Below are 26,338 nucleotides of genomic sequence, written 5' to 3'. Positions count from 1 at the left end.
GACTCCGTCAACGGCAAGAAGAACGACGGCCAGGCCAAGGAAACCGTCCAGGTCGTCGACGTCGCCCAACTCCTCCTCGACTCCGTCAAGACGCCCATCGCGGAGAGCGACGGCGAGACCGTCGCGGAGCCGCAGGCCGAGCCGGTGAAGTAGCGGTAGCCCGCAAGCACGACAGCCGGTGCCCGAAGGTGGGGGGCACCGGCTGTCGTCGTTCCTGCCCGCACCGGAGTCCACTGCGCCGGCGGTGTCCTTGCTGCCGGCCAAGGGCCCCTACGGCCGCACCGTACGGGCGCCTGGCGCGGGCACGGCACAGGCCGGAAGGCGCGTGGGGTCTGTGCGGCGGGCGGCCGCGGCGCTCGTTGCGTCCTCGCCCGTCATCGGGCGTGAGTGCAGCCCCGCTGTCGGCGCCGGCTGAGCAGGACGCAGAAGGTCCGACGCGGGGGCGCTGGAGCGGGATCGGAAGGTGCTCCAGGGGCCGCAAGGATGTATCAGCGGTAACGGTCGCTCGTCACACGCCCGAACACTCATTGACCAGCAGGTCCATGCCTGCCTGCCGCTCGGTGATCGGGTCGGGTGAGGGTGAAGAGCGTCAACGGATCACTCCGCTGAGGTGGCACCGCCCCCGCCGGGGGGCCGGTGTCTTCCCGCTTCGTCGCCTCCTGCCGTCCGGCCCGGTGGCCGGTCGGTCTCAGGGATGCTCTGCGGGCGTTTCGTGTCTCTCCTCTACCAGGAGCGACAGGGTGATCGGCGATGGTGACGGCATGCCGGGCGATGTTCCGGGCGGCGTTCACGTCCCGGTCGACCGTCAGCGTGCAGTTGTCGCAGTGGAACGTCCCGTCCGCGAGCGTGAGGCGTGGGTCTTGCCATCCGCAGGCGGAGCAGGTCCTCCTGGAAGGCCACCCGCGATCGAGGACCGCGAGGGTGGAGCCGTACCAGGTGGTCTTGTAAATGAGTTGGCGACGCAGTTCGCCGGGTGACGCATCGACGACCGCCCGGACGGCACCGGCTTTCCGCTGCATCCGGTGGCCGGGCTTTTCGCGGTCGGCGTGGGTCCTTCCCGCGATGTTGAGGTCCTCGACGGCGATCTCGGCAAAGCGCGTGGCGAGCTGCTTGGTCATGGTGTGCAGCGCGGTGCTGCGGCGGGTCACAACATCGTGGCGCAGCCGGGCCACACGGCGCCGGGCTCTCCCCCGGCGCGCCGACCCTCTCCGGGTGCGCGACAGAGCCCTCTGGGCCTTGGCCAAGCGGTGCTCGGCCTCCCGCAGGTGACAGGGCTTGGCCACGAACGCCGAAGCCCTGTCGGTGGGGTCGAGGGGCTGGGAGAGGACGGCCAGGTGGCCGGCGCCCGGGTCGACGCCGATGCGGCCCTGCTCGCGCTGGCGCCGGGTGGGCCGCTCGGGCAGCTCGGCAGTCACCTTGCACAGCACCGACGCGTACCAGCGGTGCCCGCCACGGGTCACGGTCACCGACTGCACCACAGCCTGGCCCCGGTCGACCAGCCGGGCCAGGCGCTTGGCCGACTCGTGCAGTCGCACCTCCCCCAGTACCGGCATGCGCAGCCTCCTGTAGGAGGCCAGCCGGATCACCGGCTGCTTCACGTTGTGATGCAGCCGGAACGCCTCCCGCGAACGGCCCTTCTTCTTGAACCGCGGAAAGCCGACCGGACGTCCGGCCCGCGCTCCGCGCAGCGAGTCGAGCCAGTTCTGCCACGCCCGGTCGGCATCGACGAACGCCGACTGGAGGGCGTAGGTGCTCACCTCGTGCCACCACGGACATGGCCGCTCCGGTCCCAGAACTCCCTTGGGCAGACCGCCGAGCCGGGAGTCGCCCTTGATCCGGTTCAGGTGCTTCTGGATCTCCGGCTTCGTCGGCACAGGAACCCGTGTCCTCGTGCGGGCTTCCGCCTCCGACACTCCCTGCCCGACCAGCTCTTGAACTTCGCGCCGCCACTGCTGATACGCGGCCGCCTTCATCCCCAGCGCATGGTTGAACGCCCAACGGGCCGCCCCCGCATGCCGCGTGAACGCCTCGGCCTGATCCGGGGTCGGGTCCAGGGCGAACCGAAACGCCCGGAGAATCTCCCGCTGCACCAACCCGCCCCTCAACCGGACCTGCCTGCCGTGGCATGGAGAACTATAGGGACGACAGCACATCGTTGACGCCGTGGCCCAGTCGATGCGGCGCGCCGTCCACGCACCGAGCCACACCATCGCCGACCATCGGCAAGGGAATCTAACTGCACGACAATGCAACTTCCAGTGTGCATTCGAATATTGTCTGACCTCTTGCGGCCACGGCCCGCATCGGCAGCGATCCCCCATAGGCTGTACGGCAGTTGTCTTGCCGCCACAAATCGGCGCTGATACCGTTCCCTACCGTCGCACGGCTATCACGAGAGAACCGAAGTCCAGGTTCCCTGGATCGACAGGCCGGATTTGCGTTCGCAGGTAGGGTCATTTTCCCACTACGGAAGCCACGCTCGGCATGGTAGCCCTGAACCGCCTCGTTTTCCCCTGAACTCCTCGACAAACAAGGCAATTCGCACCCACGTAGGGATGAGAGATCAACGTGAACAGCATTTCCATACACCGCGACGCACTGGAGATGATGGCCGAGGCGCGTGAGCTGATCTCTCCCCTGCACCGCTCCACCATAGCCGCCTTGCCGCAGGAGACCGCACACATAGCCGGCTACCACATCGGATGGTGGGATGCGAACGGCCGGCAGTGCAAGGAAACCGGAAAATACGTCAGGCCGACCCTTGCCATCGCCTGTGCTCGCGCGATAGGCGGCGAGAGCGCCCTGGATTCCGCCATCCCTGCCGCTGTGGCGGTCGAGTTGGTCCATGACTTCTCCCTCCTTCACGACGATGTCATGGACAAAGGCCTGGTCCGCCGTCACCGGGCGACAGCATGGTCCTTGTTCGGGACCCCGAAGGCCGTGCTGACAGGCGATCTGCTCGTCGCCAACGCATACCGGCTGCTCGCGTCCTCGGGCCGTGACAGCTCAGGGCGATCGGTGGAGATCCTTGCTCAGGTTGTCCTTGACCTTTGCGTCGGGCAGGCGATGGACCTCGCGTTCGAGAACCGCGCCGAAGTGACTCTCGCCGAGACCAAGGCAATGGTGACGGGCAAGACCGGCGCGTTGATCGCCGGCGCTTGTGAGCTCGGCGCGGTCGCGGCCGGCGCCGACGCCGACGTCGCGGCTGTCATGCGCGCATTCGGTCGCCACCTGGGAATGCTGTTCCAGTTGGTTGATGACATTCTCGGTGTGTGGGGAGACCCCAGCGTGACCGGGAAGCCTGTCGGGGCCGATGTCGCGTCGCGAAAGAAGAGCCTCCCCGTCGTGGCCGCGTTGGAGGCCCGGACCGATGCGTCGCGCAGCTTGTCCACCCTTTACAGCAGTGCCGCCCCTCTCACGAGTGAAGAGGTCACTGAAGCAACGCAGTGGATCGAGGAGGCCGGTGGCAGGGAATGGGCCGAGGCGGAGTCAACCCGTCTGTGCCAGGCAGCTCAGGAGTGCCTCGAACAGGTGGGAGCGGATGTCCGGGCAGTCAATGACCTGCTGTCATTGATGCGGTTCCTCGTGGAACGAAAGGCATGACGGCAGCCGAGAAGGAGCGGTAGCCGAACTCACGCTGCTGCCACGCGTGGTGACGAACGGGTCGCGTGGCAGCGAGCAGGCTGGTTGCATTGCACTTGACCGGAGTTGGTCGAAATCAGCGAGCGGGTACGGACGTTGACCAAGGGGCTCGCCCCTCGGACGCGGACGGCCCGGGACGACCAGCACCACCCCAACGGAGCCCTGGACCCCGGCGCCCACCCGACGCGACAGCCGGGCCCGCATCATGCTCACGACCGCATCGAACGTCCGAGCACCCGGAACCGGCGGACCGTCAGCCGCGCGCCTGGGAACCGCTTGCCCCATCCACATCAGCGGGACCGATTACACCTCAGCCCCCATTGCATACGCAACGAGAGGGCGGAGCCCGAGTACGCCGTCATGGCGTGAGCATGATCACGGGGAAACCTGATGTACAGCCGAGGTGACGGTGTGACAGGTTGTCACTCAGGCGGCTGTTGTTGCAACTCGGTGCGGGGGCCACCAACTTCTCGCACCGGGAACTCACCTGCTCAACCAGAGCGGTCAATGAGAGCGACCGTGGCGCCCTCCGCCGCGAGCAAGAGCGTCAACTTCTCATGACGAGGCTCGGTCCCGGAGTCCACACCCGGCAGCCTGACGATCACAGCCATCCGCTGTCCGACGGGCCGCCACCGCAGTCGAACAGCCGCGGAACCGGCCTTGAACCGCATTGCTGTTGAACCAATCGCTTCCACGTGAAGATACCGGGGGGGATATGACTCACGCAAAGCGCGAATTGCGTGCAACGACTGAGATCAATGAGCCGATGAGGCAACTGCTCCAGCTGATCGAGCTGCAGGAGCAGTCTATAGCATCAAGCGCGGAACACACACAATCACTCCAAAGGCAGGTTGCAGCGCTGGCGTCATGCATGTGGCCTCCGCTGCACCGGGCGTCAGAACTGGAGATCGTGAAGGATGCCGATCGGATAGCAGAAATCCAGGAAAGCATCGTCGAGCTGCCCGCAGAAGAAATCATGCTGCTGAGGCCCGCATTTGGATCGTCAGACGAGACAAACCGCGAGGTGGAACGCCTTCAGTCCGCCCGGGAACGCGGGACAACGGTCCGATGTATTCAGCAGCATCTGCACAGCAGTTTGCGGATCCGTTCCCGATTCCGACAGCTCGAATCACTGGGCTGCCAAGTACGCACGTCACCCCTGATCCCTTTCCAGGCGACCATAGTGGACAACACACTGTCCTTCGTCTCGACAGACGTCGACGGGACGTCTGAAAAGATGCTCTTGATCACGAATCCGAATCTCGTCGGATGCCTGCGTCGCGTCTTCGAGTTCTGCTGGAACGCTGCCAGCGACAGCACTGCACAACCGCAGTTGGCGATCTGCAGCTCTGGGCATCCTGAGGCCGATGTGAGCCGGCCACGTACACCCGAGCTGCCGAAGGACCAGCTGACGGTGTTGCGTCTCTGGGCGAGTGGTCGACCCGATACCGCCATCGCACGAGAGCTGCAGATTTCACCCAGGACGCTTCGCAGGACGACCGCGATGCTGATGCGACGACTCGGCGTCAGTACCAGATTCGAAGCCGGCATGGTCGCCACCCGCTTAGGCCTTCTCAGTTGACCGGTTCAGCACGCCGATCGGCGCAGCTGAACAGCCGGCCGACGGCTTCACTCCCGTAGACGAACCCGCTCGAGTCCAGGACGTGCCGGACGCGGAGACCACCAGTTCCACGTTCCGGCGATGCGCATGAACGCCGGCACAAGGACGACACGCACCAGAGTTGCGTCCACGAGGACGGCCAGCGTCAGTCCGAGACCGAGCATCCGCATGAGGGAGACGCCGCTGGTGGCGATGCCTGCGAATACGACGGCCATCATCACCGCGGCTGCCGTCACCACCCGGCCCGACCGTGCCAGACCGACTGCGACCGCAGTGTCGTTGTCGGCTCTGGTGCGTCCGGACTTCTCCCACTCCTCGCTGAACCGGGCGAGCAGGAACACCTCGTAGTCCATGGAGAGCCCGAACGCGATGCAGAACAACAGCACCGGAACCGTGGCGACCGTGTAGCCGGTACTCGTCGTGCCGAGAGCCCCGAGAGCCCCGTCCTGGAAGATCCAGACCATCGCTCCGAAGCTCGCGGTCAGCGAAAGCGTATTGAGAACAAGGGCTTTCAACGGCATCACCACACTGCCGGTGAGCAGCAGCAGGAGCACGAACGTGGTGGCGGCGATCCAGGCCAGTGCTTTGGGTATGCCCCGGGCGATACTCGCGGCGGTGTCACGGGTCTGCGGCCCCAGACCGTCCAACAGGATGTGGCCCGGGGCGGAAACCGTCCGCAACGCGTTCAATTGCCGTGCCGCCTCGGAGGAATACGGGTTCAGCGGAGTCTGCACCGTCAGGTACGCAACGCTCGCCTTCCTCGCTGCCGGCTCGCCCGGACCCACCCGCTGTCCGCCGCTGTACGTACCAGCCGGGGCAACAACGGATTTCACGGATTCGACCCGCGACAGGGCCTCGGCGTAGGACTCGACCTCGTCCGGATCGCCGATGTCCTCCACGACGATGCGTACGGCACCCGCGACGTTTTCGTCGAATCCGTTCCGTATCGTGTCGCCCACCTGGTGCGACTGCGCGCTGACCGGGAGGACTCGGTCGTCGGGTAGGCCGAGCCGCAGACCGAGGACCGGTGCCACGGACACCAACAACAGGGCGAGCACGGGCAGGGCGAACACCACGGGCCGGCGCTGCACCGCCACCGCCACCCTGTAGAGCCACGAGGATTCGACCGTACCCGCCTCACGCAGCGGCTTGCGGTTGATCCGGGTGCCGAAAAGACTCAGCAGCGCGGGAACCACAGTCAAGGCCAGCACGATCGACAGGGCGACCACAGCCACGCCGGCGTACCCGATCGACTTCAGGAAGTAGATGGGGAAGAACGTCATGCCTATCAACGCGATACCGACGACGAGACCGGAGTACACAACCGCCCGCCCACCGCGCCGCAGCGCGACCGCGATCGCCTCGTGCTGTCCTCGGCCCTCGGCGATCTCTTCGCGGAACCGTCCGATGACGAGCAACGAGTAGTCGATCGCCAGCGCCAGGCCGAGCCCGGTGGCAATGTTCATCGCGAACACCGACAGGTCGGTCACCAGCGTCAGCAGATACAACACCGCGGTGGTGCCGACGATGGCGGTGATTCCGACCACGAGCGGGATCGCGGCCGCCAACCAGCTTCGCAGGAACCAGACCAGCAGGAGGAACGTCAATACGATCGCGATCGACTCGGCCACGGCGAGGTCGCGTGCCGAGATCGTGCCTATCTCCGAGAAGGCCATGGCCTGTCCGCCCGCGGTGACAGTGGCCCCGTCGGCTTCGCCCGTGTATCGGTCGGACAGGTCCTTGGCGGTCTTCTGCGCGGCATTGTCGTCGCCCTTCAGCGTGGCGACGACGAGTCCGACGTGGCCGTCGCGGCTGATCAGGTGCGCACCGCCCTGCGGTGGGGTCCACGGCGAGGCGACCGTCTCCACGCGCTCGTCCTGCCGCAGCCCGGCGACGATGGCCTTGGCCCGGGCCGTGGTCCGCGCATCCGTCGCACCCTGCGCCGACTCGACGGCGAGGATGAACTGTGCTCCGGACAGACCGAATTCGTCGGCCAGTACGTTCGCGGCTCGGGAGGATTCCGCGCCAGGATCCAGGAACCCGCCGGCCAACAGCCGGTCGGAGACCTTCGATCCGAGCACACCGCACAGGACGAAGGCCAGACCGGCCAGCGCCAGTACGACTTTCGGGGCACGGATGGAGAATCCGGCCAGACGGTCAATCATGTCTCCTCTTTCGATTCTCTGCTGTCCGCAGATCGGTCGGCGCAGGAAGACGGCACTCGGCCGTCAGAACCGTGCCTCGACCCGCATCGGCATGCGCGTCGGCTGGACGAACGCGCCGATCGCAACCTCCTCGACCTTGCTGCCAGGCATCGCCCGGAATCGCCAGCGCGCGGCGATGGTCGCGATCTGCAGCGTGATCTGCGTGAGCGCGAAAACGTTTCCGGGGCACTGACGCGCTCCCATGCCGAAGGGCATGTAGGTGTCGTTGGACATGCGTGCCCTGTTCTCCGGCAGCCACCGGTCCGGGTCGAACCGCATCGGATCGGGGTGGAACTTCGGATCGCGGTGCACCGCGATGGGGCAGGCGAAGAGCACCACACCGCCGGGGATCTCAACGTCACCGATGGTGGTGGGCTCGGTGATCTGCCGAAGTGTCAACCACGGCGAGTACTTCCGCAGGGACTCCGACACCACGCGCTTCGTGACATCGAGCCGCTCCAGGTCAGCGAACTCGGCCGGCCGTCCGTCGGTGAGCACTGTGTCGAGCTCGGCATGCAGCGCCGCCTCCACATCCGGGTCGGCGGCGAGTTCATGGAAGATCCAGGCGAGAGTGGCCGCCGCCGCCTGGGTGCCGGCGACGAGGAAATTCAGTAGTTCGTCGTGCACCTGAGTGTCGCTGAGCATGGCGCCTGACTCGTCGTCACGGGCCTGCAGCAGAGCGCCCAACAGGTCCCCCGGATCGTGCTCGGGATCGGCGGCCAGCTCGGCTCGTCGACTTGTGATGATCTTGCGAGTCACGGCTTTCAACTCGGCGAGCAGGACCTCGAACCGGCGATTTCCGGGCAGAGGCAGACGATCGGTCCAGGCAGGGCGGGTGCCTCGCTGCACGAGCAGCGTCATCACCGGCGGCAGCAACCGGTGAATGTGCCGGGCAGTCTCAGTGCCGAGCGTGCCCTGGAACAGCGTCCCCGCCATGGTCCGCACCGCCAGCTCGTGCATCTCCTCGTTGAGCAGGATCTGCCGGCCGTCCCGCCAGGAGCGCGAACACTCCGCCCCGTGCCGTGCCATGACCGACGCGTACTGCGCGATGCGGGCTTTGGCGAACGCAGGTGCGATCAGCCGGCGTTCCTGCCGGTGCTTCTGTCCCTGCAGGACGATCACGCCGTCGCCTGTCAGCGCCCTGGTGCGCTCGACCAGGACACCCTGATCCGAGTGTGTGACGAAGGCCTTGCGTATCAGTGCGGGCTCAGTCACGACGTACGCGACGTACCCGCCGATCCTGATGCGCACCACCGGCCCGAGCGCCGACAACGTCGACAGGAAGTGGTGCGGGCGCCGTGCGAGACGCAGCGCGTGGCCGAGCAACGGCAGGCCGCCCGGCGCGGTGGGAGCGCTGCGCGCGGCCTGTCGTTCGTTGATTGTCGTCACAGTGCAGATCTCCATCCCAGGGGCAACTGATCACGACCGCTACGGCGCTTGCGGCCGGCACCGGTTGCGGGTGCCGGCCACGTCCCCTCACGACAGGAGAATCGCCGCGGTCAAACCGAGCATCCCGACATCGATGCACCGGAAACCGAATTTCATGGCCTTCCGAACGTGGCCTTTGACAATGCCCTGGTAGTGCTGCACTGCCTGCATCACGACGACCGGCAGCAGCAGCAGCGCGGTCAACGGGTGCAGGTCGCCCACCGTGAACAGGAGCACCGTGAGCACGATGCTGTAGCCGTACAGGATCCAGATGGCACCCTGGAACTTCCGCGGACTCAGCACCACGGCGAGCGTCCGGCGGTCGGCAGCCCCGTCTCCGACGCGGTCGGCCATGTTGCCGTACGAGACCGGCATCAGGAACCAACTGCCGGTGAGCAGCCCGATCAGGACCACCGTGCCGGTCACGGTGTGCGCGATCATCAGGTACGGGATGATCGTGACGACGACGGTGAGGCCGGAGATGAACAGCTCCAGCCCGCCGGGAACGTAACTGAACTTCAGCCCGCCGGAGTATTGAAGCGCAATGCCGATCACGACTGCCCAGATCGCCAGCGCCAAAAGGACATTGACTCCCAACGACAGCGCCGTGGTGACGACGGCGATGGTGGCGACAGTGACGACGGTGACGACGAACGCGACCGCCTGCCGCACCGACAGCACGCCCGCGACCAAGGGCTTGCGAATCATGTCGGGATAGTCGGCCGCACCGTAATTCGCTATGTCGCAACCGTCCCGGAAGCCCATGATGTCGTCCATGGCGCATGCCGAACTCTGAATCGACAGCAACAGCAACGGAACCAGCACCAGCGCAGTCGTCGCACCGTGCAGGGACACCGAATCGGAGTACAGCAGCGCCAGAAGAACGATCCAGTGGTACAACCGGTGGTAGACACGCAGCTTTCCGAGCTGCACATAGGCCGTCCATTTCGGCGCCGGCCGGGCAGAGTTCGCTGCTTCGGTAGAGACAGTCACAACACCACTCACTTCGGGCTTGCAGGAGATCCGGAACCTTCGGCGATGCGGGCGGCAAGCACCGAGCGACGGATCTTCCCGGTCGCTGTCTTCGGCAGACTCGCGAAATCAACCACTACGGGCGAGTCGAATCCCGGCAGATCCACAACCGCTTCCCGCCACGCGTTTGCGTCGAAGCCACCCTCCCGGACCGCCGCTACCGGCACGATCCGGCCGTGCTGCTCGAGCACGACGACCTCGAGCAACCACGGCATCCGTTCCAGCAACAGGTCTTCCACGGCGATCGAGCTCGGCACCGTACTCACCCGATCCACTTGGCGATCGATCAGCGTGAGCCGGCCGAACCGGTCCTTCTCGCCCCAGTCACCGGTGTCCCACCAGCCGCCGTCGCTACGACCGGCACGCGCGGCCTCCGGTCGGTTGATGTAGGTGGAGAAGAGCGCCTTGGTGCGCACCTGAATGCGCCCGGGCGTACCTGCGGGTACCTGGGATCCGTCGGCATCGACGATCCGGATCTTCGTGACACCGGGAACTCCTCGGCCCACGGGGTGGCCCTTCATCCTGCGGCCGAGCTCGTGCTGCTTACGGCTCCCGCCGATCCCCTTGAGATGCGTGCGAGCCGATATGGCGCCCAACTCCGACTGGCCGTACAACTCGAAGAAGAGAGCGAACTTTCGGCCGCTGCCACGCAGGAAGCGCTGGACCGTGGCCGGATGCAGCACGTCGAACGTGGCGTAGAACCATCTGACCGATCGGAACACGCCCGCGTCGGCCAGGTCCTCCCACAGCATGTACGTGTTCGGAACCGTCTCCAGAAACGTCGGGCGCCGCTGCTGGACGATTCGGCTGACGGTCGCCGGGTCCGTGGCCGCCAGCAGAATCAGCGGAGAGTTCCGTCGCAGCGAGAACAACAGGGCGACAACCGTGGCGCCGTGAGAGGGCGACAGGGCGAAGACGGAGTAGCCCTTCATACGGAAGACGCGGTGCCCCAGCGCGCGCAGATACCCGTGGTAGTCGATCACCGCTCTCGTGTACTCGACGAGCTTCGGCACGCCGGTCGTTCCCGACGTGTGCGTGACCACATACGGTGCCGTGTCCGGCAGCACCACGGCAGGGGTCGTGCGGGGAGACATGGTCGCCATCCGCTCGGTCAGCACCGACCAGTCGTCGACCCGCCGGCCGTCCCCGACAGCGGCATACGGCGCGACGCGGGCAGTCGTGGTGATCACCCGGTCGACGCCCGTGGTCGGTGCCAGCATCTCCCCGACGGTCTCGGCGTCCAGAGTCGGGCTGATCAGGATCGGCACCGCGCCCACCGCGGACAGACCGGAGATCAGCACCAGCACGTCCACAACGGAGTCGAGCCACAACACGCAACGGTCGCCGACGCCGACACCTTCGGACTCGAGCAGAGTCGCCGCCCGTGCCGCCGCATCCGCAATGGCGCTCGGGGCGATCTCGTCGTCCTGCACCGCCACTGCGATCGGCTGATGGTCGACGATCCACGGCTCCGCGTCCCGCCGCGCTGCCATCAGCTCGTCGTAGAGCAGACGGTGATTGCGCGCCATTGTGCCTCCGTTGCGTCGTTGTTCTTGAAGTCCACAGTTCCGGGGAGAACGGTGATCGGTGATCCTGCGCAGATCCTGCGCAGCCATTCGGCGCCGGCCGTGCCGCCGGTACCGGATGCGGGTTGCGTCACGGCGTCAGGCAGCTCGTACTCCTGCGGACGCTCAGATCTTGCGGCCGCGAACCCACTGGAACGAGCCCTTCTGACGGACTTCGACGTCCGTGAGCCCGTTCGCGGCGAACATGCCGGGGAGTTCGTCGTCGTCGAAGTAATGGGCTCCACCGCCCGGCAGCGCCGACATCAGCTTGGCCGGACCGTGCTTGGTGCTGGGGATCATCACGGTGAGGACGCCGCCGGGCCGCAGCACGCGGACCATCTCCGCGAGCGCGGCAGCGCGGTCCGGGACCAGCTGCAGCACGGCGGTCGAGGCCACGCCGTCGACGCAGCCGTCGTCGAAGGGCAACCGGCGGGCGTCGGCCAGCAGGAACCCGACCCGAGGATCGGTGCATGCCTTGGCCGCACGGGCCAGCATCGGCGCGGAGATGTCCGCGCCCAGCACGACGACGTCCGGGCCGGCTCTGTCCGCCAGGACATGGGTGACATGCCCGAGCCCCGATCCGACATCGAGGATCACGCCTTCGGACGGCAGCACCAGCCACGCGGCCGGAGTCCGGGATCCCCTCAGTACCCCCCGAACCAGCGCCTGGGCGAATCGATAGAGACCCGCGCCGGCCTTGGAGGCCCAGAGCGCCTGGATTCCTTTGCTGTCCGCGCCGGCGATGGCGTCGGGGCGAGGCCGGAGGGTGTCGAGATAGCCGTCCTGGACGACCGGGTCGATCCCCCGTACGGCGAGCAGCTCGGTCGCGCGTCGCAGTGCGGGGGAAAGGTCGGTTTGCACAGTCATGACGCCACTGTCGAGGAGAGGGCTGCCCGGTCGATCTTGCCGATCTTCGTCCGCGGGACGGCGTCCACGATCCACAGCCGATCCGGCATCTTGTGCCGTGCAAGTGAATGACGCAGGCCGGACTTCAGCCCCTCCAGATCGATCGGATCGTCGGGATCGGCCGGAACCACACACGCGCCGATCGCCTCACCGAGCACCTCGTCGGGGACGGGGAAGATCGCGGCGTCGGCCACGGCCGGCAACGCCCCCAGCGCCGTCTCGACCTCGACGCACGAAACCTTCAGACCACCCCGGTTGACGAGCTCCTTCGTCCGGCCGCGCACGTGCAGCCGACCCTCGTCATCGATGATCCCGAGGTCACCGGTGTGGTACCACCCGTCGACGGCCACACTCTCCTGCCCCCAGTAACGCACCGGGACCTTCGCGCGGTACACGATCTCGCCGAGCACGCCGCCGGCCACGGCTCCCGTACCGTCGAGCGCGACGATCTCAGCGTGTCCGTCGGCCGGAGTACCCTCCGGCCCGTCCATCGGCCGGCGGCCGACCGAACCGGCCTCGATGTCCGCACGGTCGGTGGTGAACGTGTAGAAGCCCTCCGAGCAGCCGTAGATGAACAGCATCTCGACACCGAGAACGGTGTACACCTGCTCCAACAGCGCCGCGGGCAGCGGCGATGCGGCCGAGACCGCCCATCCCAGCGAGGACACGTCATGGCGCTCGCCGTCCAGACGGTCGAGCATCATCCGGAGATGGGCCGGGGTCCCGGGCAGCACCGTGACCTTTTCGGCCGTCACCAGATCCAACGCGCCGCTCGGCGAGAACCGGTCCATGACGACCAGGCGGCCGCCACTGGCCAGTGCCATCAGTGTCATCTTCAAGCCGAAGCCGTGGGCCATCGGCGGGTAGAGCAGCCATACGTCGTCGTTGTCCGGCTGCATCGCCTCCAGGAAGGCCGCGGTCTTGGACCACAGTGCCCTGTAGGTCTCGACCACCAGCTTCGGCTGGCCGGTCGTGCCGGAGGTCATCAGCAGCAGCGCGATCCCGAGATCGTCGATGCGGGTGTAGTCACGGTCCGTCTCCTGCGGGGCGGCGGTGCCGTCCAGCAGGTCGTCGAACGTCGTTCCCGCCGGCTCATCGGTGCCGTGCACGATCGCGTGAATCTTCGGAAACGCCTCACGCACCGCGTGCAACGGTTCCATGCCGTCCTCGGCTCCGGCCCGAGGCTGGTACAGCACGGCGACAGCATCGGTGCGGTCGACCAGCGACACCAGCTCGGGTCCGGTCAGATCGTGGTCGACACCGACGAACGCGATCCCTGAGATCCACGCTGCCACCATGGATATCAGGTATTCCGGGGAATTCGGGAGCTGGCAGACCACACGGTCCTCGGCCCGGATCCCGAGCGTCCGATAAGCCTCCGCCATGCGCTCGACACGATTCCAGAGCTCACCGTAGGTCAGGGACTGTCCCCGGAAGGTGAGGGCAGCCTGGTCGGCCCGCTCCTTGCATGCGGCGTGCAATGTCGCAATCAGTTCGTTCACAGGTTGTTCCTCGATATCGATGTGACTCAGTCACCGACTGACGTCGGTCACTCGAACACCCACGGCGCTACCGGTGCTTGCCCGCCGCCCTCGAAGGGCTCGAACAAAGGCGCAAGACGTTCGTCATGAACCAGCGCATCCACATCACAACGGACCTCGGCAGCGGGAACGCCGGCCTCGACCAGTGCCTTCTCCCAGTGCGCTGCCGGAGCCTCACGCAACCGCTCCGCCAGTGCCTTGTCGCTCTCGTCGTGAAGCGGCATCCCCAGCGCTTCGCCCAGGCTTCGGCGGGCAGCACCGTCGGCAACGGTGATCGCCAGGTAGCCGTCGGCGGTTTCCAGCGGCTCGTCCAGGAGGTGCCAATCCGGACGCCCGTCCGTTCGCCCCGACGAGCCATGATCGGACGTGACCTGGGACTGCAGGGCCATCGAGCCGCACAGCAGCGAGGTCTCGGACTTCCAACCGTGATCCCGGCGCTCTCGCTGAAGGAGGCCTGCCAGGACTCCTTCACAGGCCACCAGGGCACCGAAGATGTCGCAGAGCAACACCCGGGTCGTTCGAGGCTGTTCGAGAACGGGCGTGTTCGTGTCGGCCAACCCTGTGAAGGCCTGGACCATGAACTCCGTACCGAGCACATGGTCCCGGTCGGCCAGAGGGGCCCACCCGGATGCTTCGGCGAAAACCAGTCCCGGCCGGATGCACGCCAGTTCTTCCGCGCTGAGACCCCACTCCTCGGCCTTACCGGGGCGCCAGTTGTGGAGGAACACATCGGATTCCGCGATCATGTCGCGTAGTTGGTCACGGCCTTCCGGGCGCGCGACGTTGACAGGCACTCGTCCCTTACCGCGGTGGTAATAGGCGCCCATGCCGCCGATGTCCCCCTGCGGCGGTTCGATCCAGGTGACCTCGGCACCGAGCATGCGCAGCAAGAGCCCGGCCAGTGGACCCTGGACCCGGGTAGTGGCCTCCACGACACGAATACCGCTCAGCGGCAGGGGCTTCGAATCACCTGCCCGGCTCGCATGTTCCGGAGCAGAGGGGCCCCGGCCATGTCCGGCCAAGGGCGTCAGCTCGGGATGACCGGCCGACCAGCCAGGTTCAGCAGACATCTCCGCGCAGGTCCGCAACGGCGCCAGACTCACTCGGAACTCGTCAGCTGCCGCGAGCACTTGAGACCACCGCGCGGACGACGCTGCGATGTGCAGGCCGGCAGGAAGTACGCAGTGCCCCTTGACGTATCGATACTGAAAAATGGTCCACGACCGGCCCAGAAGAGCGTCGTCCACGCCCAGGCTCCGCCAGAAGCCGGCCCAGCGCTCGGGATCGAACGTATCGATTTCGAATTGCCGACCGTCCGCGCTGGCGAACGGCGGCGGCGAACCGTTGCCGCGTATCGACGGCGCCCAGCTCTCCTCTGACGTTGCCTCACCGATGTACTGGCCGGCCAGGAGTGTTGCCGCCTGAAGCACGGACGTCCGTACGATATCGATGCCTATTCCACGAGAACGGCCGATCTCGGCCGCCAAAGCACCGTGACCCGCGAGCAGACCGCTTGCAGCGGACGCCACGTCCAGGCCGAAACGGCGAGGTCGGCCGGTTTCTGCGCCATTCACGGCCATCAGCCCAGAAAGCGCCTGCACCACGGCTTCACTTCCTGGATCTGCCGAAGGGATCCGCGATCCGCCGTACCACGATATATCCACGCTCTCCAGCATCGGAGTCGCAGATTGCCCTGCAGAATCCCCCGACCAGGGTGCAACGCGAATACCGAACACCTCGCGGGCGAGGTTCATCTCATTCATCCTTTGATAATCGAAGACACGACTACCCTGCGCCTCAAGGAGGTATGTTCGACCCCACCTTTGAACAGCTCATCAACGGAAATTACGTTAGCAGGAGCGGTGAAAACGGGGAGCCGACAGGAGTCGCAAGGATGACTGGGTGGGGCCATGGCCGCTTTGGGCCAGACACGAGGCCGGGTACGTGGGTCACAGACCCATGTGGGTCAGCACGGCATCGCCCAGCGCGGTACCGCGGCACGCGAGGTCGAACGGCAGGTCGAAGTGGTCACGTCCAGCCACTCGCAGATCGACGGACTGCAGGCCGTGGCGACTCAGCTCGTTCACGAAGTCGACGTGCTGCCGGGCGTATTCGGCGGTCTCGGCGGCGCCCCGCGCGACGATGGCCTTCGGCGTCGCGAGAGGGAGGTGCCGGATGGGGCTGTAGGCGGTCACCGCCGATCCGTCCATGCGCACCTTGTCGTTGACGTAGCTCGACCGCACCGGCTCGAGGTCGTAGACGCCACTGAGGAGCACTGTCCCGGCGACGTCGCACGGCTCCTCCGCGCCGGCACACAGCGCCATCGCCACAAGGTGCGCTCCGGCGGAACTGCCGCCTGCAAAGATGAGGTCGGGGCGGGTCCCCAGATCTGCGGCATGGGACCTTGTCCACCGCAGGGCCCGGCGTACCGACGCGACCATTGAACCGATGCTGTGTTCCGGTGCGAGTCCGTAGCCGACGGCGATGAATCCCGCACCCTGCTCCACCAGGTCCGTGGCAGGGAACGCGGAGTCCTCCTTGCTCATCTCTTGCCAGTGACCACCATGTACGAAAACGAAGAGCGGGGCCTGGGGACGTCGTGGCGGAAAAAAGTCCAGCAACTCCGCCGCACCTGGCCCGTAGCGGACGTCAAGCTGGTGGTCAAGGATTTCCCTGGCCCGGTCGCTGTCCGTCGCATAACGCGTAAGATGTGCGGTAAATTCTGGCGCGCAAGAACTCGGCGAGTACTCCCGGTCGAGTTCCTTCTGGGTCATTTCACCATAGACAAACATATCGTTCTCCAGAGTTCGAAAAAGGCCCCGTGTTCCCGCAGGGCGCTATTAAAGCGTTAAAATCCCGACGATTCTTCGACTCGAAAGAGGTGCTCCATGCCCACCATGAGGGATGCCAAGAATCTTGACATGGCAGATCCTCTGTATTCGCGGCGAGAAAAGTTTCTGCTTCCGGATGGGACCATCTATTTGGACGGGAACTCTCTGGGTGCACTCTCCAGCCGCGTACCGGCGACGTTGGAGAAGGCGGTTCGCGACCAGTGGGGCAATCACCTGATTGCCGCATGGACCGAGGACGACTGGTGGGGAGCACCGCTGCGGATCGGCGACCGCATCGGCCGCTTGCTCGGAGCTGCGCCCGGGCAGATCACGGTGGGTGAGTCGACGTCCGTCCAGACGTTCAACGCCTTGGTGGGAGCTGCGCGGCTACGACCGGGGCGCACGCTGTTGGTCACGGATCCCGACCACTTCCCCACCAACCGTTACCTTGCGCAGTCGGTGGCCGGCCTGTGCGGGCTGGATGTCATCGCTGTACCGGTGCCGGACGTGCACGCCTTCCTTCAGGAACACGGCGAGCGCGTGGCCGTCGTCTCCTACGGGGCGGTGGACTTCCGCACCGGACGGTTGTGGGACGCAGCCGATGTCACCGCCGCCGCTCACGCGGCGGGCGCGGTGGTGGTGTGGGACCTGTGTCATGCCGCGGGCGCGCTGCCTGTTGAGCTCGACGACCAGGGTGTCGACATCGCCGTGGGCTGTACGTACAAGTACCTGTCCGGGGGCCCTGGCTCCCCCGCGTTCATATATGTGGCGCGGACTCATCACGGAACCTTCGAGCCGCCGCTCACCGGTTGGCACGGTCACGCCCGTCCCTTTCATATGGAGCGGGACTTCGAGCCGGCGCCTGGTATCTCGCGGACCAGGATCGGTACGCCCCATGTGCTGTCTCTTCTCGCTCTCGAAGCGGCCTTGGAGGCTTTCGACGGCGTCGAGATGGCCGATGTGCGCGCCAAGAGCCTCTCGCTCGGCGACTTCTTCATCGAATGCGCCGACCAACACCTTGTGTCCTTGGGCTTCGACCTGGTGACGCCGAGGGAACCCGGCCTGCGGGGCAGCCAGGTGACACTGGCTCACCCGGAAGCCCACCAGCTCATGAGGGCCCTGATCGCCAGAAAGGTCATCGGGGACGTGCGGCCCCCGAACATGCTGCGCTTCGGCTACAACGCGCTGTACGTCTCCCATGCTGACGTCCATCAGGCGGTGACGACGCTGCGCGACGTCGTGCTCTCCGGCGAACACCACGACTCCCGGTTCCGGACACCCACGTTGATCACCTGACAGGAGGCGGACGGTGCTGTGCTCGGACCGGCCTCGTCCGAACACAGCACCGTTGCCTCTTGCCTCAGCTCTTGTAGGCCTCGATGACTCCATGGGGTGTCCAGGTGTTGATCGTGACCCTGTTGATCTTGGAGAACCCGCAGTGCCGCAGCCACTCCTCGTAGTGCTGCCACGGGTAGAGGGTGCTGCCGCGGAAGGGCAGCGTGGCGAAGTAGACGCTGTCCAGTCCGGCGTACAGCGGGCCGGTGCCGTCGTCGTCGGAGAAGGCGTTGAAGATGAGCACACGGGCTCCGTCGGCCATCGCGTCAAACGCCTTGCCGAGCAGGGCCTTGTTCTGCTCGGGAGTCCAGATCACCAGCTGGTGCGCGAACAGAATGCAGTCGTAGCCGGTCGGGTAGGCATCGTCGAACAGGTCCGCGGAACAGGTGTCGATGCGGTCGGCCAGACCACTCTGGGCGATCTTGTCCTTGGCGACTTCAAGTGCACCGGGTCGGTCGAGGACGGTGACGCGCAGATGCTCGTGGGCCGACGCGAGGGCAATCGCGTTGACCGCGTCCCCACCGCCGACATCGAGCACCCGCTGGACCTGTGAGTAGTCCACGCCGTCGAGCAGCACCGGATTCGACAGAGTCGACCAGGAGTTCATGCACCGGTAGAACAGCTGCTCGAGACCCTCGGTGTTGGCCAGACGGGTGTAGAGGTCCTGCGTGTCGCCCGGGAAGTGGCGCACACCGATGTTCTCGCCCGTGCGCAGCGACTCTGCATAGTCCATGGCCGGCAGGTAGGCGATCCTGGCCTGGAACTCCACGATGTCCTTCAGCACCTGCCAACTGCCTTCGCGGAACGCCTCCTCCACGATCGCGCAGTTTCGGTAGCCGTCAGGGCCCTTTGTCGTGAGGCCCAGTGAGGTCGTCCCCAGCAACAGCACCTGCGCGGAGCGCGGGCTCAGGCCGGTACCGGCCGCAACGGACTCCGCCGGGGCCCCCGGCGCGCTGTGCAGATATTCGAAGAGCCCGAGCTCGCATGCGGCATTGAGTTGCTGGAACGCGGCGTGTCCGAACAGGATGGGCACCAGCCCGCGCATGGTCAGGGTAGGGGCGGCAGTCACAACCAGCCCTCCAGTCTGAGTCGATGGGATGGGGAATCAGAGGAGTGTGCGGACAGCCCACAGTTCGGGAAAGAAGCGGTGCTCGTTCACCGAACGAAGCCAGTCCAGGCCCGTTGTGCCGCCCGTTCCGGGCTTGCTGCCGAGCATGCGTTCCACCACGAGGAGATGGGTCGCGCGCCAGTGGGAGAACTGGTACGACACCTCGGTCAGCATCTCCGCGAGCCGATGGGCCTGTCGCCAGCGACCCGGCTCCTTGTAGACGGCGAGCCATGCCTGTTCCACGTCCGTGCTGGCCGTGTACGGAGCACCAGGCTCACGCTCGTAGACGTCTCGCGGAATCGTGGCTCCCAGGCGGACCAGCAGGCTCAGCGCCTCGTCATAGAGACTCGGGGCACGGAACGCCTTCGTGAGTTCTGGATAGAGGTCCATGTAGCCGGAACACTGAGCCACGGTCCGAGGGTCCTTGTTGCCGAGCGTGAATTCCAGTGCCCGGTACATGAAGGACTGAGTGCCTGATGCCTCGCCGAGGATGTCGCGGAAGGCAAGGAACTCATCCGGGGACAGCGCCGTCATCGTGTCCCATACGTTCACCAGGAGCCGCTGGGCACGCACGGCGCGCGAGAGACTCTCGCACGCCTGGTCGACCTCGCTCTCGCGAAGCTGTTCACGAGCCTGGTCGACCTCCACGAGCACAGCGCGGAACAGCAGTTCCTTGACATGGCTTATGAGCAGGAACGTCAATTCCCGTGGTGAATCGGATCGAGGTTGCTGCAATTCGTGCAGTCTGTCCATGTGGGCGTAAGTGACGTAGGGGGGTGCGCCCTCACTGCCGTGCTGCAGCACCGGACAGGAACTCAGCTGCTCCATGTTGGTCTTCATTTCTCCAAAGGCCAGGCTCTGGTGGACGCTTGCGAAGTCATCGGATTCGGCTGATGCTCGGGTCAGTGCGCCGGTTCGAGATCCCCCGCCAGTCGGGCACGCGCGGATTCGAATAGTTTGACGAAATCAGGGTCGAGTCGGTCCGGCTTCTCGTAATGCCGTCCATGGCGACGCTCGTATTCTGCGAACCAGAAATCGTCGGCGTGCAGGAAAAGGATGTCGTGCAGAGCCATGTTCCGGACGGCGAACAACGGCACGGGCGACCTGTTGACGGGGAACCCGCTGTTGCGTGCTGCCGGCTCTTCGCAGGTCGGGTGGAACTGCCCCAGCATGCAACCCCTTGCTACGACACGGTCCTTGGTGAGCTCATGCGCCTTGTCGATCAACCAGTAGGCCTCGCGGGGCAGATCCGGCACCGCTACCACGAGGGAGTGCAGGTTGGGGTTCTTCGATCCCCACTCGTGGGTGGCGAAGGATTCGACTGCGTTTTCGACGATTCGCATCATGTGTGGGAGGCCGAACTCCGGCCGCCATTCTGCCGTGTACAGCACGAGACAGCCGGCTCTCCGGGAGGGTTCTACGAACGGACACACAGCACCGCTGCGGCCCAGTTCCGCATGGGGCTTGGTTATGTAGCTCCCCAGCCAGTCATCAATCAACTTGGTTACATCTGGAGTCGGCTCTGTCAGCGTGATATCAATGTCCGGCACTGTTTCGCTTTCAAGTCGTGTAGGAGCGGTCCGGGCCCTCCTGTGGAGACCTTCGCACAAGGAGGCTCAACAGGAAAAATAGGGGCGACGTAAGTACCCTTCGACGTTGCTCGCAGCACCGGTTCCGGCATGGTGCCGATGAAACACGTCGCCTCGCCGGTCAGCAGAGTCAATGGGAATTGCAGGGAAAGCGCTGTCCTTGACCCCATCCATTGGCTCTGAGCGCGCTTGCGCAAGGTCGTACGGTTCGGTTCATTTGACGTGGTCCCGCGTCAGTTCAGGTACGACTTTGTCAGATCACGCCCATCGAGAGTAGGCCCTTTATGGCCGACGGCGGCCATGGCCACCCACGGACACAATTGTCGAGACGCAGGGATATCTCCCCGAGCCCGGATGCAAACCTTCAGTGATTGAGCTGGTTCCGCTTTGGCGGACGCCATTGATGTGGCAGCTGATGTCGTCACGCCGGCGGGCATCGAAGCCGAGGCGGTGCTCGGTCACGTCGGTCCGGTCATGACGGCCGGATGGAGCCCGGGGCGGGAGGAGCGGGAGCCTGAGGACCTGATCGAGGTCTGGACGCTGCAACTGGCCGGTCCCGAGAGTCGGTCCGTCACCGTTCCCGTGAGTGATCTTCGCGCGCTCCGTCCACAGCCGGCCAATGAGCCGAACCACACCGCGCCGCACCCCTGTGGACACCCCTCACGCAGGCACACCCCGTCGCCCCGGGCGACCCGGCGATCAGGGGCTTCACCGGCTGACGGCTTGTCCGTACGATCCGGCTCATGTCGATCACGTCACCCATACCCGTCCTCCAGGACCGCGACGGCACCGTCCTGAGCGCCGAGAGCGAGGGGCTGGTCCTGGAGCGCCCGCGCGAGGAACTGACGATCCCCACCGCGGCCATCTCCCGGGTCCGCGCCGAGGGACGGTCCGTCGCCGTCGAACTGAGGGCCCTGGCCGGCGCCACGCCGTCCGTCCACCGGATCGAGGACGTGAGCGAGGCCGCCGCCACCGTCTTCGCCGACGCCGTGAACGCGCTGTTGCCCGAGCGGACCGAGGAGATCGACGGTTCCGCCCTCGTCGTCCTGCGCACCCTCACCCCTTCCCGGCGCGAGAAGTTCATGCGCAGCCTCAAGTGGTTCGTGTTCGGCTGCCTCGGAGTGGTCGTCGCCGTGTGCGTGACTGCCGGGATCGCGGGGGACGCGGGCCTCGCCATCGCCGTCGTGCCGATCGGCGTCATCACGACCGCGGGCCTCGGGGTCGGTGTGTACTGCGTGTGGACGTGGAACCGCGAGCGGCGCCTGCTCAAGCACGGCATCACCGTCGTCGCGTCGCCGGCCAACAGGCCGGGGGCGTACCTCTACACCGACAGCGCCGGCATGACCCGCGTCCTCTCCCACTGGGGCGTCGAACCGTACGTCCGGGCCGGCTACAACCCCCAGGACCCGTCGGACGTGCTCGTGCCGCAGGCGCCGTTCATGCGGCGCTTCAACATCACCCTGGGGGCGTTCATCCTCTTCTGCGGGCTCAACGGCGTGGCTCTGCTGGCCTTCATGATCGTCGACACGCTCTCCGGCGGCGGGATCTAGGTCGCGTATCGGGCCGTGATCAATCTGTGGGGATGTGCTCTCGCGGCTGGGCCCGGTCCAATAGACCGCTTTGCGTGACGGCCGGACCGACTGGTTCGGCCGCACCGCGAGCCTTGGGGGCCTGCGAGTGCGTTCCTTCGCGGCTGGACGGCAAGCGAGTCCTCAACCCGTCAGGCGTCGAAGCGGTGGCGGGAGGCCTCGATGTGACCGAGGTACTGGTGGGTCCAGTCGCACAATCCGTCGATCGTCACCCGCAGGGCCTGGCCCGGCTCGGTGAGGGTGTACTCGACCTGTGGCGGCACGACGGGGTGCACCGTCCGCTCGACCAGACCGTTGCGCTCCAGCATGCGCAGGTTCTGGGTGAGCATCTTGTGGCTGACGCCCTCGATCTCGTTCCGCAACTCACTGAAGCGCAGGGTGCGCTCACCGAGGGACTCGATGATCAGGAGCGCCCACTTGTTGGCGACGTCCGAGAAGATCTCCCGCCCCAGAGAGTCCGCACGCCTCAGGTCCGCATCCTCGGACGAGCCGCTGAACTTCTTGGTCACCATCAGGTTCCCCAGTCACCGAAAAGTGCGTTCTTCCATGTCAGCGGTCACTCTCCTACGGTTTCCCAGTAACCACAAGAGAGCATCTCTCATAGCAATGGAGGCAGGGAGCATGGCCATCACCCTGGTGAACCCCAACGGATTGCCGGAAATCGACGCCTATCGGCAGGTGTCGATCGCGACCGGTTCGAAGCTGGTCTTCATCGCCGGGCAGGTCGCCTGGGACGTCGACGGTGTCACGGTCGGCGAAGGCGACCTCGCCGCTCAGGTCGAGCAGTGCTACCTCAACATCGGCACCGCCCTGGCCGCGGTCGGCGCTTCCTTCGACGACGTGGCGAAACTGACCGTCTACGTCGTCGACTGGACCCCCGACAAGATGCCCCTGCTCATGCAGGGGCTCGGTCGGGCAGCCGCGAAGCTAGGGGTCACCGCGACACCCCCTGCCTCGCTGCTGGGCGTTGCGGCACTGGACGTACCCGACCATCTGGTCGAGATCGAAGCAACCGCCGTCATCGACTGAACAGGCGCTCTTCGCCCCGGGGTTGTCCGAGCCCGGCGTCCGCCGCGGCGCGGGGCCGGGCACGCACGACGGGCAGCGGGACGGTGGGGTGGGAGGCCATGTCCAGCTCGGACCGGCGGCAGGGGTTCACGTGGGTCCGGAACAGCGGGGACAGGCCCGCCGGGCGGCGTCGGTGCGCCTGCGGTCGATCGCGTCCGTCACCGGCCGGTTGGCGGTCAGGCCGCCTCAGCGGCCGCTGCCGGTCACTGGCCTAGAGTGCGGGTGTGCCGTCGTACAGCATTGGGCAGGCAGCAGAGCTGCTGGGTGTGAGTTCGGAGACCGTTCGCCGGTGGGCGGACGGCGGTCGGCTGCGTATGGACCGGGACGGCTCGGGGAACCGCGTGATCGACGGGGTGGGCCTGGCGACGTTCGCGCAGGAGCGGGCCGCGGGCATGCATCCGGTACCGGAGGGCGTGGCCACCTCCGTACGCAACTCGTTCGCCGGGATCGTGACCGCCGTACGCGTCGACGATGTGGCCGCCCAGGTGGAGATCCAGTCCGGTCCTCACCGGCTGGTCTCGCTGGTCACACGAGAGTCCGTCGAGGAACTCGGCATCGATGTCGGAGTCACCGTCACGGCGCGGATCAAGTCGACCAACGTCCACATCGACCTTCCGTGAACTCCGCACGAGCCGGCGGACCTGCGTCTCGCCGACACGCGTCACGAGGGCGTCCGGGGCAGGCAGTTGCCGTGGCCTTGACCGCCTCGGCCTGAGCCAGAGGCCCCACTCAAGGCGCGCACGGAGTTGTCTCATGATCGCGACGGAGGGGTCCCGCCGCGGGGTCAGACGTCGGCGAGCGAGATCTCGGTGGACTTGATCAGCGCGACGACCGAGGATCCCGAGGCGAGACCGAGGTCGGCGACGGCGTCCTTGGTGATCACCGCGGTGAGGCCGCCGCCCTCGACGTCGACCTTGACGCTCGCCATCGCGCCGCCCTCCGCCACGTCGCTCACCGTTCCGGGGATCTGATTGCGGATGCTCAGCCCTGCGACGGGGCCAGTGGCCAGAGCCACTTCGGTGGCCTTGACGAGGGCGCGTACGGCGGACCCCTCGGCGAGTCCCAGCTCCTTGACGGCCTCGGCGGTGACGGCGGCCGTGATCTCCTGCCCCCCGTCGAGGCGCACCTTGACGGTCGCCATGGCCTCGCCGGAGGTGACCGATGTGACGGTGCCGGGGAACTGGTTACGCATACTCAGGCCCATGAAGAAACGCCTCGATTGCTGGACGGAATGTCGGTTATATCCTGCAGCGCCTTCTGCACTCTACCCACACCCTTCGCAACCGTTCGGCGACGCATCGCAAGCACCGGGCCGTCCCTGTGTCCGGCCCGGCAAACGATGAGGAGACCTGCGCTTCATCCGATCGCAAGACAGGGTGCCCTCCGCGGCGCAATTGCCCGTTCCTCCAATCGCCGTAGCACCTGCCATGGAGAATCGACTGATCAATTGCAAATGTGAGGAGAAACGCCATACCGTGTCGCACATGCAGTCCTACACCATCGGACAGGCGGCACGTCTGCTCGGCGTCAGTCCCGACACCGCGCGCCGCTGGGCGGACGCCGGCCGGGTCGCGACCCATCGCGACGACAGCGGCCGCCGTCTCATCGACGGCCGCGATCTGGCCGCCTTCTCCATCGAGGTCGCCCAGAGCGGCAATGGCGAGGACGACTCCTCCTACACCTCGGCCCGCAACGCCTTCCCCGGCATCGTCACCGCCGTGAAGCTCGGCGACGTCGCCGCGCAGGTCGAGATCCAGGCAGGTCCGCACCGGCTCGTCTCACTCCTGACCCGGGAGGCCGTCGAGGAACTGGGTCTGGAGGTCGGCATGCAGGCCACCGCCCGCGTGAAGTCGACCAGCGTGCACATCGATCGCACCTGACCCCTCGCGCAACCAAGTGGCGTCGCCGTCACCGGCGCGGCTCATCACCATCCGCTCGGACGGCACCGGCCGACCATGTCCCCCAGGGAGTTCCACTCTCATGTCCCTCACTTTCACCAGACACCGCGCCGCCGCTGCGGTACTGGCCGCTGCACTCCTCGTTCCGCTCACGGCATGCGGCAACGACGGCTCCGAGAAGGACACCGGCAGCGCGAAGGCCACCGGGTCCGCCACAGGCACTCCCAAGGCCAACTTGACTGTGCTGGCAGCCTCTTCACTGACCGATGTGTTCAAGACCGCCGGCGCCGCGTACGAGAAGAAGAACCCGGGGACGAAGATCACGTTCTCCTTCGCCGGGTCGCAGGAGCTGGTCGCCCAGGTGAAGCAGGGGGCTCCGGCCGACGCCCTGGTCACCGCCGACACCAAAAGCATGGACGGCGTGAAGACGGACACCGGCACCCCGACCGTCATCGCAAGGAACCGCCTCGTCATCGCGACCGTCGAGGGCAACCCGCACAGGGTCGACGCGCTCAAGGACCTCGCGGACACGAAGCTGAAGGTCGTCCTCGCCGCCCCCGAAGTGCCGGCCGGCAAGTACAGCAAGAAGATCCTCGACGCCCAGAAGATCACGGTGAAGCCGGTCTCGCAGGAGCCGAACGTCCGGGCCGTGCTCAGCAAGGTCGAGCTCGGCGAGGCCGACGCGGGTCTCGTCTACAAGACGGACGCCGCAACGGCCCCTGACAAGGTCGACGCCGTCGAGATCCCCGACGCGCAGAACGCCGTCGCCGCATATCCGGCCGCCACGCTGAAGCAGTCCAAGAACGCCGAGGCCGCCGCCGCGTTCGTCGCGTGGCTGTCCACGCCCGAGGCACAGAAGATCCTCCAGGACGCGGGCTTCCAGAAGCCGTAGTTCGGGCGATTGCCGTGAGGGGGCTGTCCGTTCCGGGGGAACTGACAGCCCCCTTCACTCATCCGTCTCCCCGAGCCCCAGGTATCCCC

General features: G+C 66.3%; 22 protein-coding genes. 8 read left to right on the top strand and 14 right to left on the bottom strand.

The features are described from left to right. Positions 1–524: 524 nt before the first annotated feature. Complete coding sequence (locus ABZ208_RS34560; protein WP_356913396.1) at positions 525–2,210, bottom strand: RNA-guided endonuclease TnpB family protein; 1,686 nt, start codon at positions 2,208–2,210, stop codon at positions 525–527. 358 nt (positions 2,211–2,568) lie between these two features. Between ABZ208_RS34560 and ABZ208_RS34555 the strand changes: the two genes are divergently transcribed. Both ABZ208_RS34555 and ABZ208_RS34550 read left to right on the top strand, forming a co-directional pair. Then, complete coding sequence (locus ABZ208_RS34555; RefSeq protein WP_356913395.1) at positions 2,569–3,603, top strand: polyprenyl synthetase family protein; 1,035 nt, start codon at positions 2,569–2,571, stop codon at positions 3,601–3,603. A gap of 754 nt (positions 3,604–4,357) precedes the next feature. Next, positions 4,358–5,224, top strand: a complete 867-nt coding sequence (locus ABZ208_RS34550) for a LuxR C-terminal-related transcriptional regulator (protein ID WP_356913394.1) — start codon at positions 4,358–4,360, stop codon at positions 5,222–5,224. 47 nt (positions 5,225–5,271) lie between these two features. Here ABZ208_RS34550 and ABZ208_RS34545 read toward each other — a convergent pair whose 3' ends face one another. From ABZ208_RS34545 to ABZ208_RS34510, 8 genes are all read right to left on the bottom strand, one after another. Further along, positions 5,272–7,428, bottom strand: a complete 2,157-nt coding sequence (locus ABZ208_RS34545; RefSeq protein WP_356913393.1) for an MMPL family transporter — start codon at positions 7,426–7,428, stop codon at positions 5,272–5,274. A 63-nt stretch (positions 7,429–7,491) separates the two neighbouring features. Further along, positions 7,492–8,856 (bottom strand): cytochrome P450, encoded by a 1,365-nt coding sequence (locus tag ABZ208_RS34540; protein WP_356913392.1) that lies wholly within the window; start codon positions 8,854–8,856, stop codon positions 7,492–7,494. A gap of 87 nt (positions 8,857–8,943) precedes the next feature. Continuing rightward, positions 8,944–9,888 carry a UbiA family prenyltransferase gene (locus tag ABZ208_RS34535; protein WP_356913391.1) on the bottom strand — a complete coding sequence of 315 codons (945 nt, stop codon included), beginning with the start codon at positions 9,886–9,888 and terminating at the stop codon, positions 8,944–8,946. Between the two features lie 8 nt (positions 9,889–9,896). Next, positions 9,897–11,456 carry a class I adenylate-forming enzyme family protein gene (locus tag ABZ208_RS34530; RefSeq protein WP_356913390.1) on the bottom strand — a complete coding sequence of 520 codons (1,560 nt, stop codon included), beginning with the start codon at positions 11,454–11,456 and terminating at the stop codon, positions 9,897–9,899. A gap of 162 nt (positions 11,457–11,618) precedes the next feature. Then, a complete protein-coding gene (locus tag ABZ208_RS34525) occupies positions 11,619–12,359 on the bottom strand; it encodes a methyltransferase domain-containing protein (RefSeq protein WP_356913389.1) in 741 nt (246 codons plus the stop codon). After that, positions 12,356–13,900 carry a class I adenylate-forming enzyme family protein gene (locus tag ABZ208_RS34520; RefSeq protein WP_356913388.1) on the bottom strand — a complete coding sequence of 515 codons (1,545 nt, stop codon included), beginning with the start codon at positions 13,898–13,900 and terminating at the stop codon, positions 12,356–12,358. The genes ABZ208_RS34525 and ABZ208_RS34520 overlap by 4 nt, the downstream gene beginning before the upstream one ends. A 47-nt stretch (positions 13,901–13,947) precedes the next feature. Further along, the gene (locus ABZ208_RS34515) at positions 13,948–15,693 is read right to left on the bottom strand and encodes a CoA transferase (protein ID WP_356913387.1); all 1,746 of its coding nucleotides are present in this window, start codon (positions 15,691–15,693) and stop codon (positions 13,948–13,950) included. Between the two features lie 195 nt (positions 15,694–15,888). Beyond that, a complete protein-coding gene (locus tag ABZ208_RS34510) occupies positions 15,889–16,713 on the bottom strand; it encodes an alpha/beta hydrolase (RefSeq protein ID WP_356913386.1) in 825 nt (274 codons plus the stop codon). 114 nt (positions 16,714–16,827) lie between these two features. Here ABZ208_RS34510 and kynU point away from each other — a divergent pair, with 114 nt between their 5' ends. After that, positions 16,828–18,066: a kynureninase gene (gene kynU, locus ABZ208_RS34505; protein ID WP_356913385.1), complete on the top strand. Its 1,239-nt coding sequence runs from the start codon at positions 16,828–16,830 to the stop codon at positions 18,064–18,066. Positions 18,067–18,130: 64 nt separating this feature from the next. On the opposite strand, the gene ABZ208_RS34500 is transcribed toward kynU, so the two are convergent. The 3 genes from ABZ208_RS34500 to ABZ208_RS34490 all read right to left on the bottom strand — a co-directional run bounded on the left by ABZ208_RS34500 (position 18,131) and on the right by ABZ208_RS34490 (position 20,763). Continuing rightward, the gene (locus ABZ208_RS34500) at positions 18,131–19,174 is read right to left on the bottom strand and encodes a methyltransferase (protein WP_356913384.1); all 1,044 of its coding nucleotides are present in this window, start codon (positions 19,172–19,174) and stop codon (positions 18,131–18,133) included. 36 nt (positions 19,175–19,210) lie between these two features. Then, complete coding sequence (locus ABZ208_RS34495) at positions 19,211–20,053, bottom strand: tryptophan 2,3-dioxygenase family protein (protein ID WP_356913383.1); 843 nt, start codon at positions 20,051–20,053, stop codon at positions 19,211–19,213. Positions 20,054–20,115: 62 nt separating this feature from the next. After that, on the bottom strand, positions 20,116–20,763 hold the full coding sequence (locus ABZ208_RS34490; protein ID WP_356913382.1) for a DUF6875 domain-containing protein: 648 nt from the start codon (positions 20,761–20,763) through the stop codon (positions 20,116–20,118). Positions 20,764–21,545: 782 nt separating this feature from the next. Here ABZ208_RS34490 and ABZ208_RS34485 point away from each other — a divergent pair. After that, the gene (locus ABZ208_RS34485) at positions 21,546–22,352 is read left to right on the top strand and encodes a hypothetical protein (RefSeq protein WP_356913381.1); all 807 of its coding nucleotides are present in this window, start codon (positions 21,546–21,548) and stop codon (positions 22,350–22,352) included. Between the two features lie 170 nt (positions 22,353–22,522). On the opposite strand, the gene ABZ208_RS34480 is transcribed toward ABZ208_RS34485, so the two are convergent. Beyond that, positions 22,523–22,903 (bottom strand): helix-turn-helix domain-containing protein, encoded by a 381-nt coding sequence (locus tag ABZ208_RS34480; protein WP_356913380.1) that lies wholly within the window; start codon positions 22,901–22,903, stop codon positions 22,523–22,525. Positions 22,904–23,012: 109 nt separating this feature from the next. Here ABZ208_RS34480 and ABZ208_RS34475 point away from each other — a divergent pair, with 109 nt between their 5' ends. Together ABZ208_RS34475 and ABZ208_RS34470 are read left to right on the top strand one after the other, a co-directional pair. Next, a complete protein-coding gene (locus ABZ208_RS34475; RefSeq protein WP_356913379.1) occupies positions 23,013–23,420 on the top strand; it encodes a RidA family protein in 408 nt (135 codons plus the stop codon). A gap of 263 nt (positions 23,421–23,683) precedes the next feature. Then, the gene (locus ABZ208_RS34470) at positions 23,684–24,079 is read left to right on the top strand and encodes a helix-turn-helix transcriptional regulator (RefSeq protein ID WP_356913378.1); all 396 of its coding nucleotides are present in this window, start codon (positions 23,684–23,686) and stop codon (positions 24,077–24,079) included. Between the two features lie 164 nt (positions 24,080–24,243). On the opposite strand, the gene ABZ208_RS34465 is transcribed toward ABZ208_RS34470, so the two are convergent. Beyond that, positions 24,244–24,663, bottom strand: coding sequence for a TOBE domain-containing protein (locus ABZ208_RS34465; RefSeq protein ID WP_356913377.1), 420 nt, complete (start codon positions 24,661–24,663; stop codon positions 24,244–24,246). Between the two features lie 280 nt (positions 24,664–24,943). Here ABZ208_RS34465 and ABZ208_RS34460 point away from each other — a divergent pair, with 280 nt between their 5' ends. Both ABZ208_RS34460 and modA read left to right on the top strand, forming a co-directional pair. Next, entirely contained in the window at positions 24,944–25,339 is a 396-nt protein-coding gene (locus ABZ208_RS34460) for a helix-turn-helix transcriptional regulator (protein WP_356913376.1), read from the top strand. 100 nt (positions 25,340–25,439) lie between these two features. After that, positions 25,440–26,249 carry a molybdate ABC transporter substrate-binding protein gene (gene modA / locus ABZ208_RS34455; RefSeq protein WP_356913375.1) on the top strand — a complete coding sequence of 270 codons (810 nt, stop codon included), beginning with the start codon at positions 25,440–25,442 and terminating at the stop codon, positions 26,247–26,249. The last annotated feature ends 89 nt before the right edge of the window (positions 26,250–26,338 follow it).

The sequence above is a fragment of the Streptomyces sp. NPDC006208 genome (genome assembly GCF_040613775.1).
Taxonomy (GTDB): domain Bacteria; phylum Actinomycetota; class Actinomycetes; order Streptomycetales; family Streptomycetaceae; genus Streptomyces.
The sequence above is the reverse complement of the archived record's forward strand: the minus strand, read 5'-3'. Positions and strand labels throughout refer to the sequence as shown.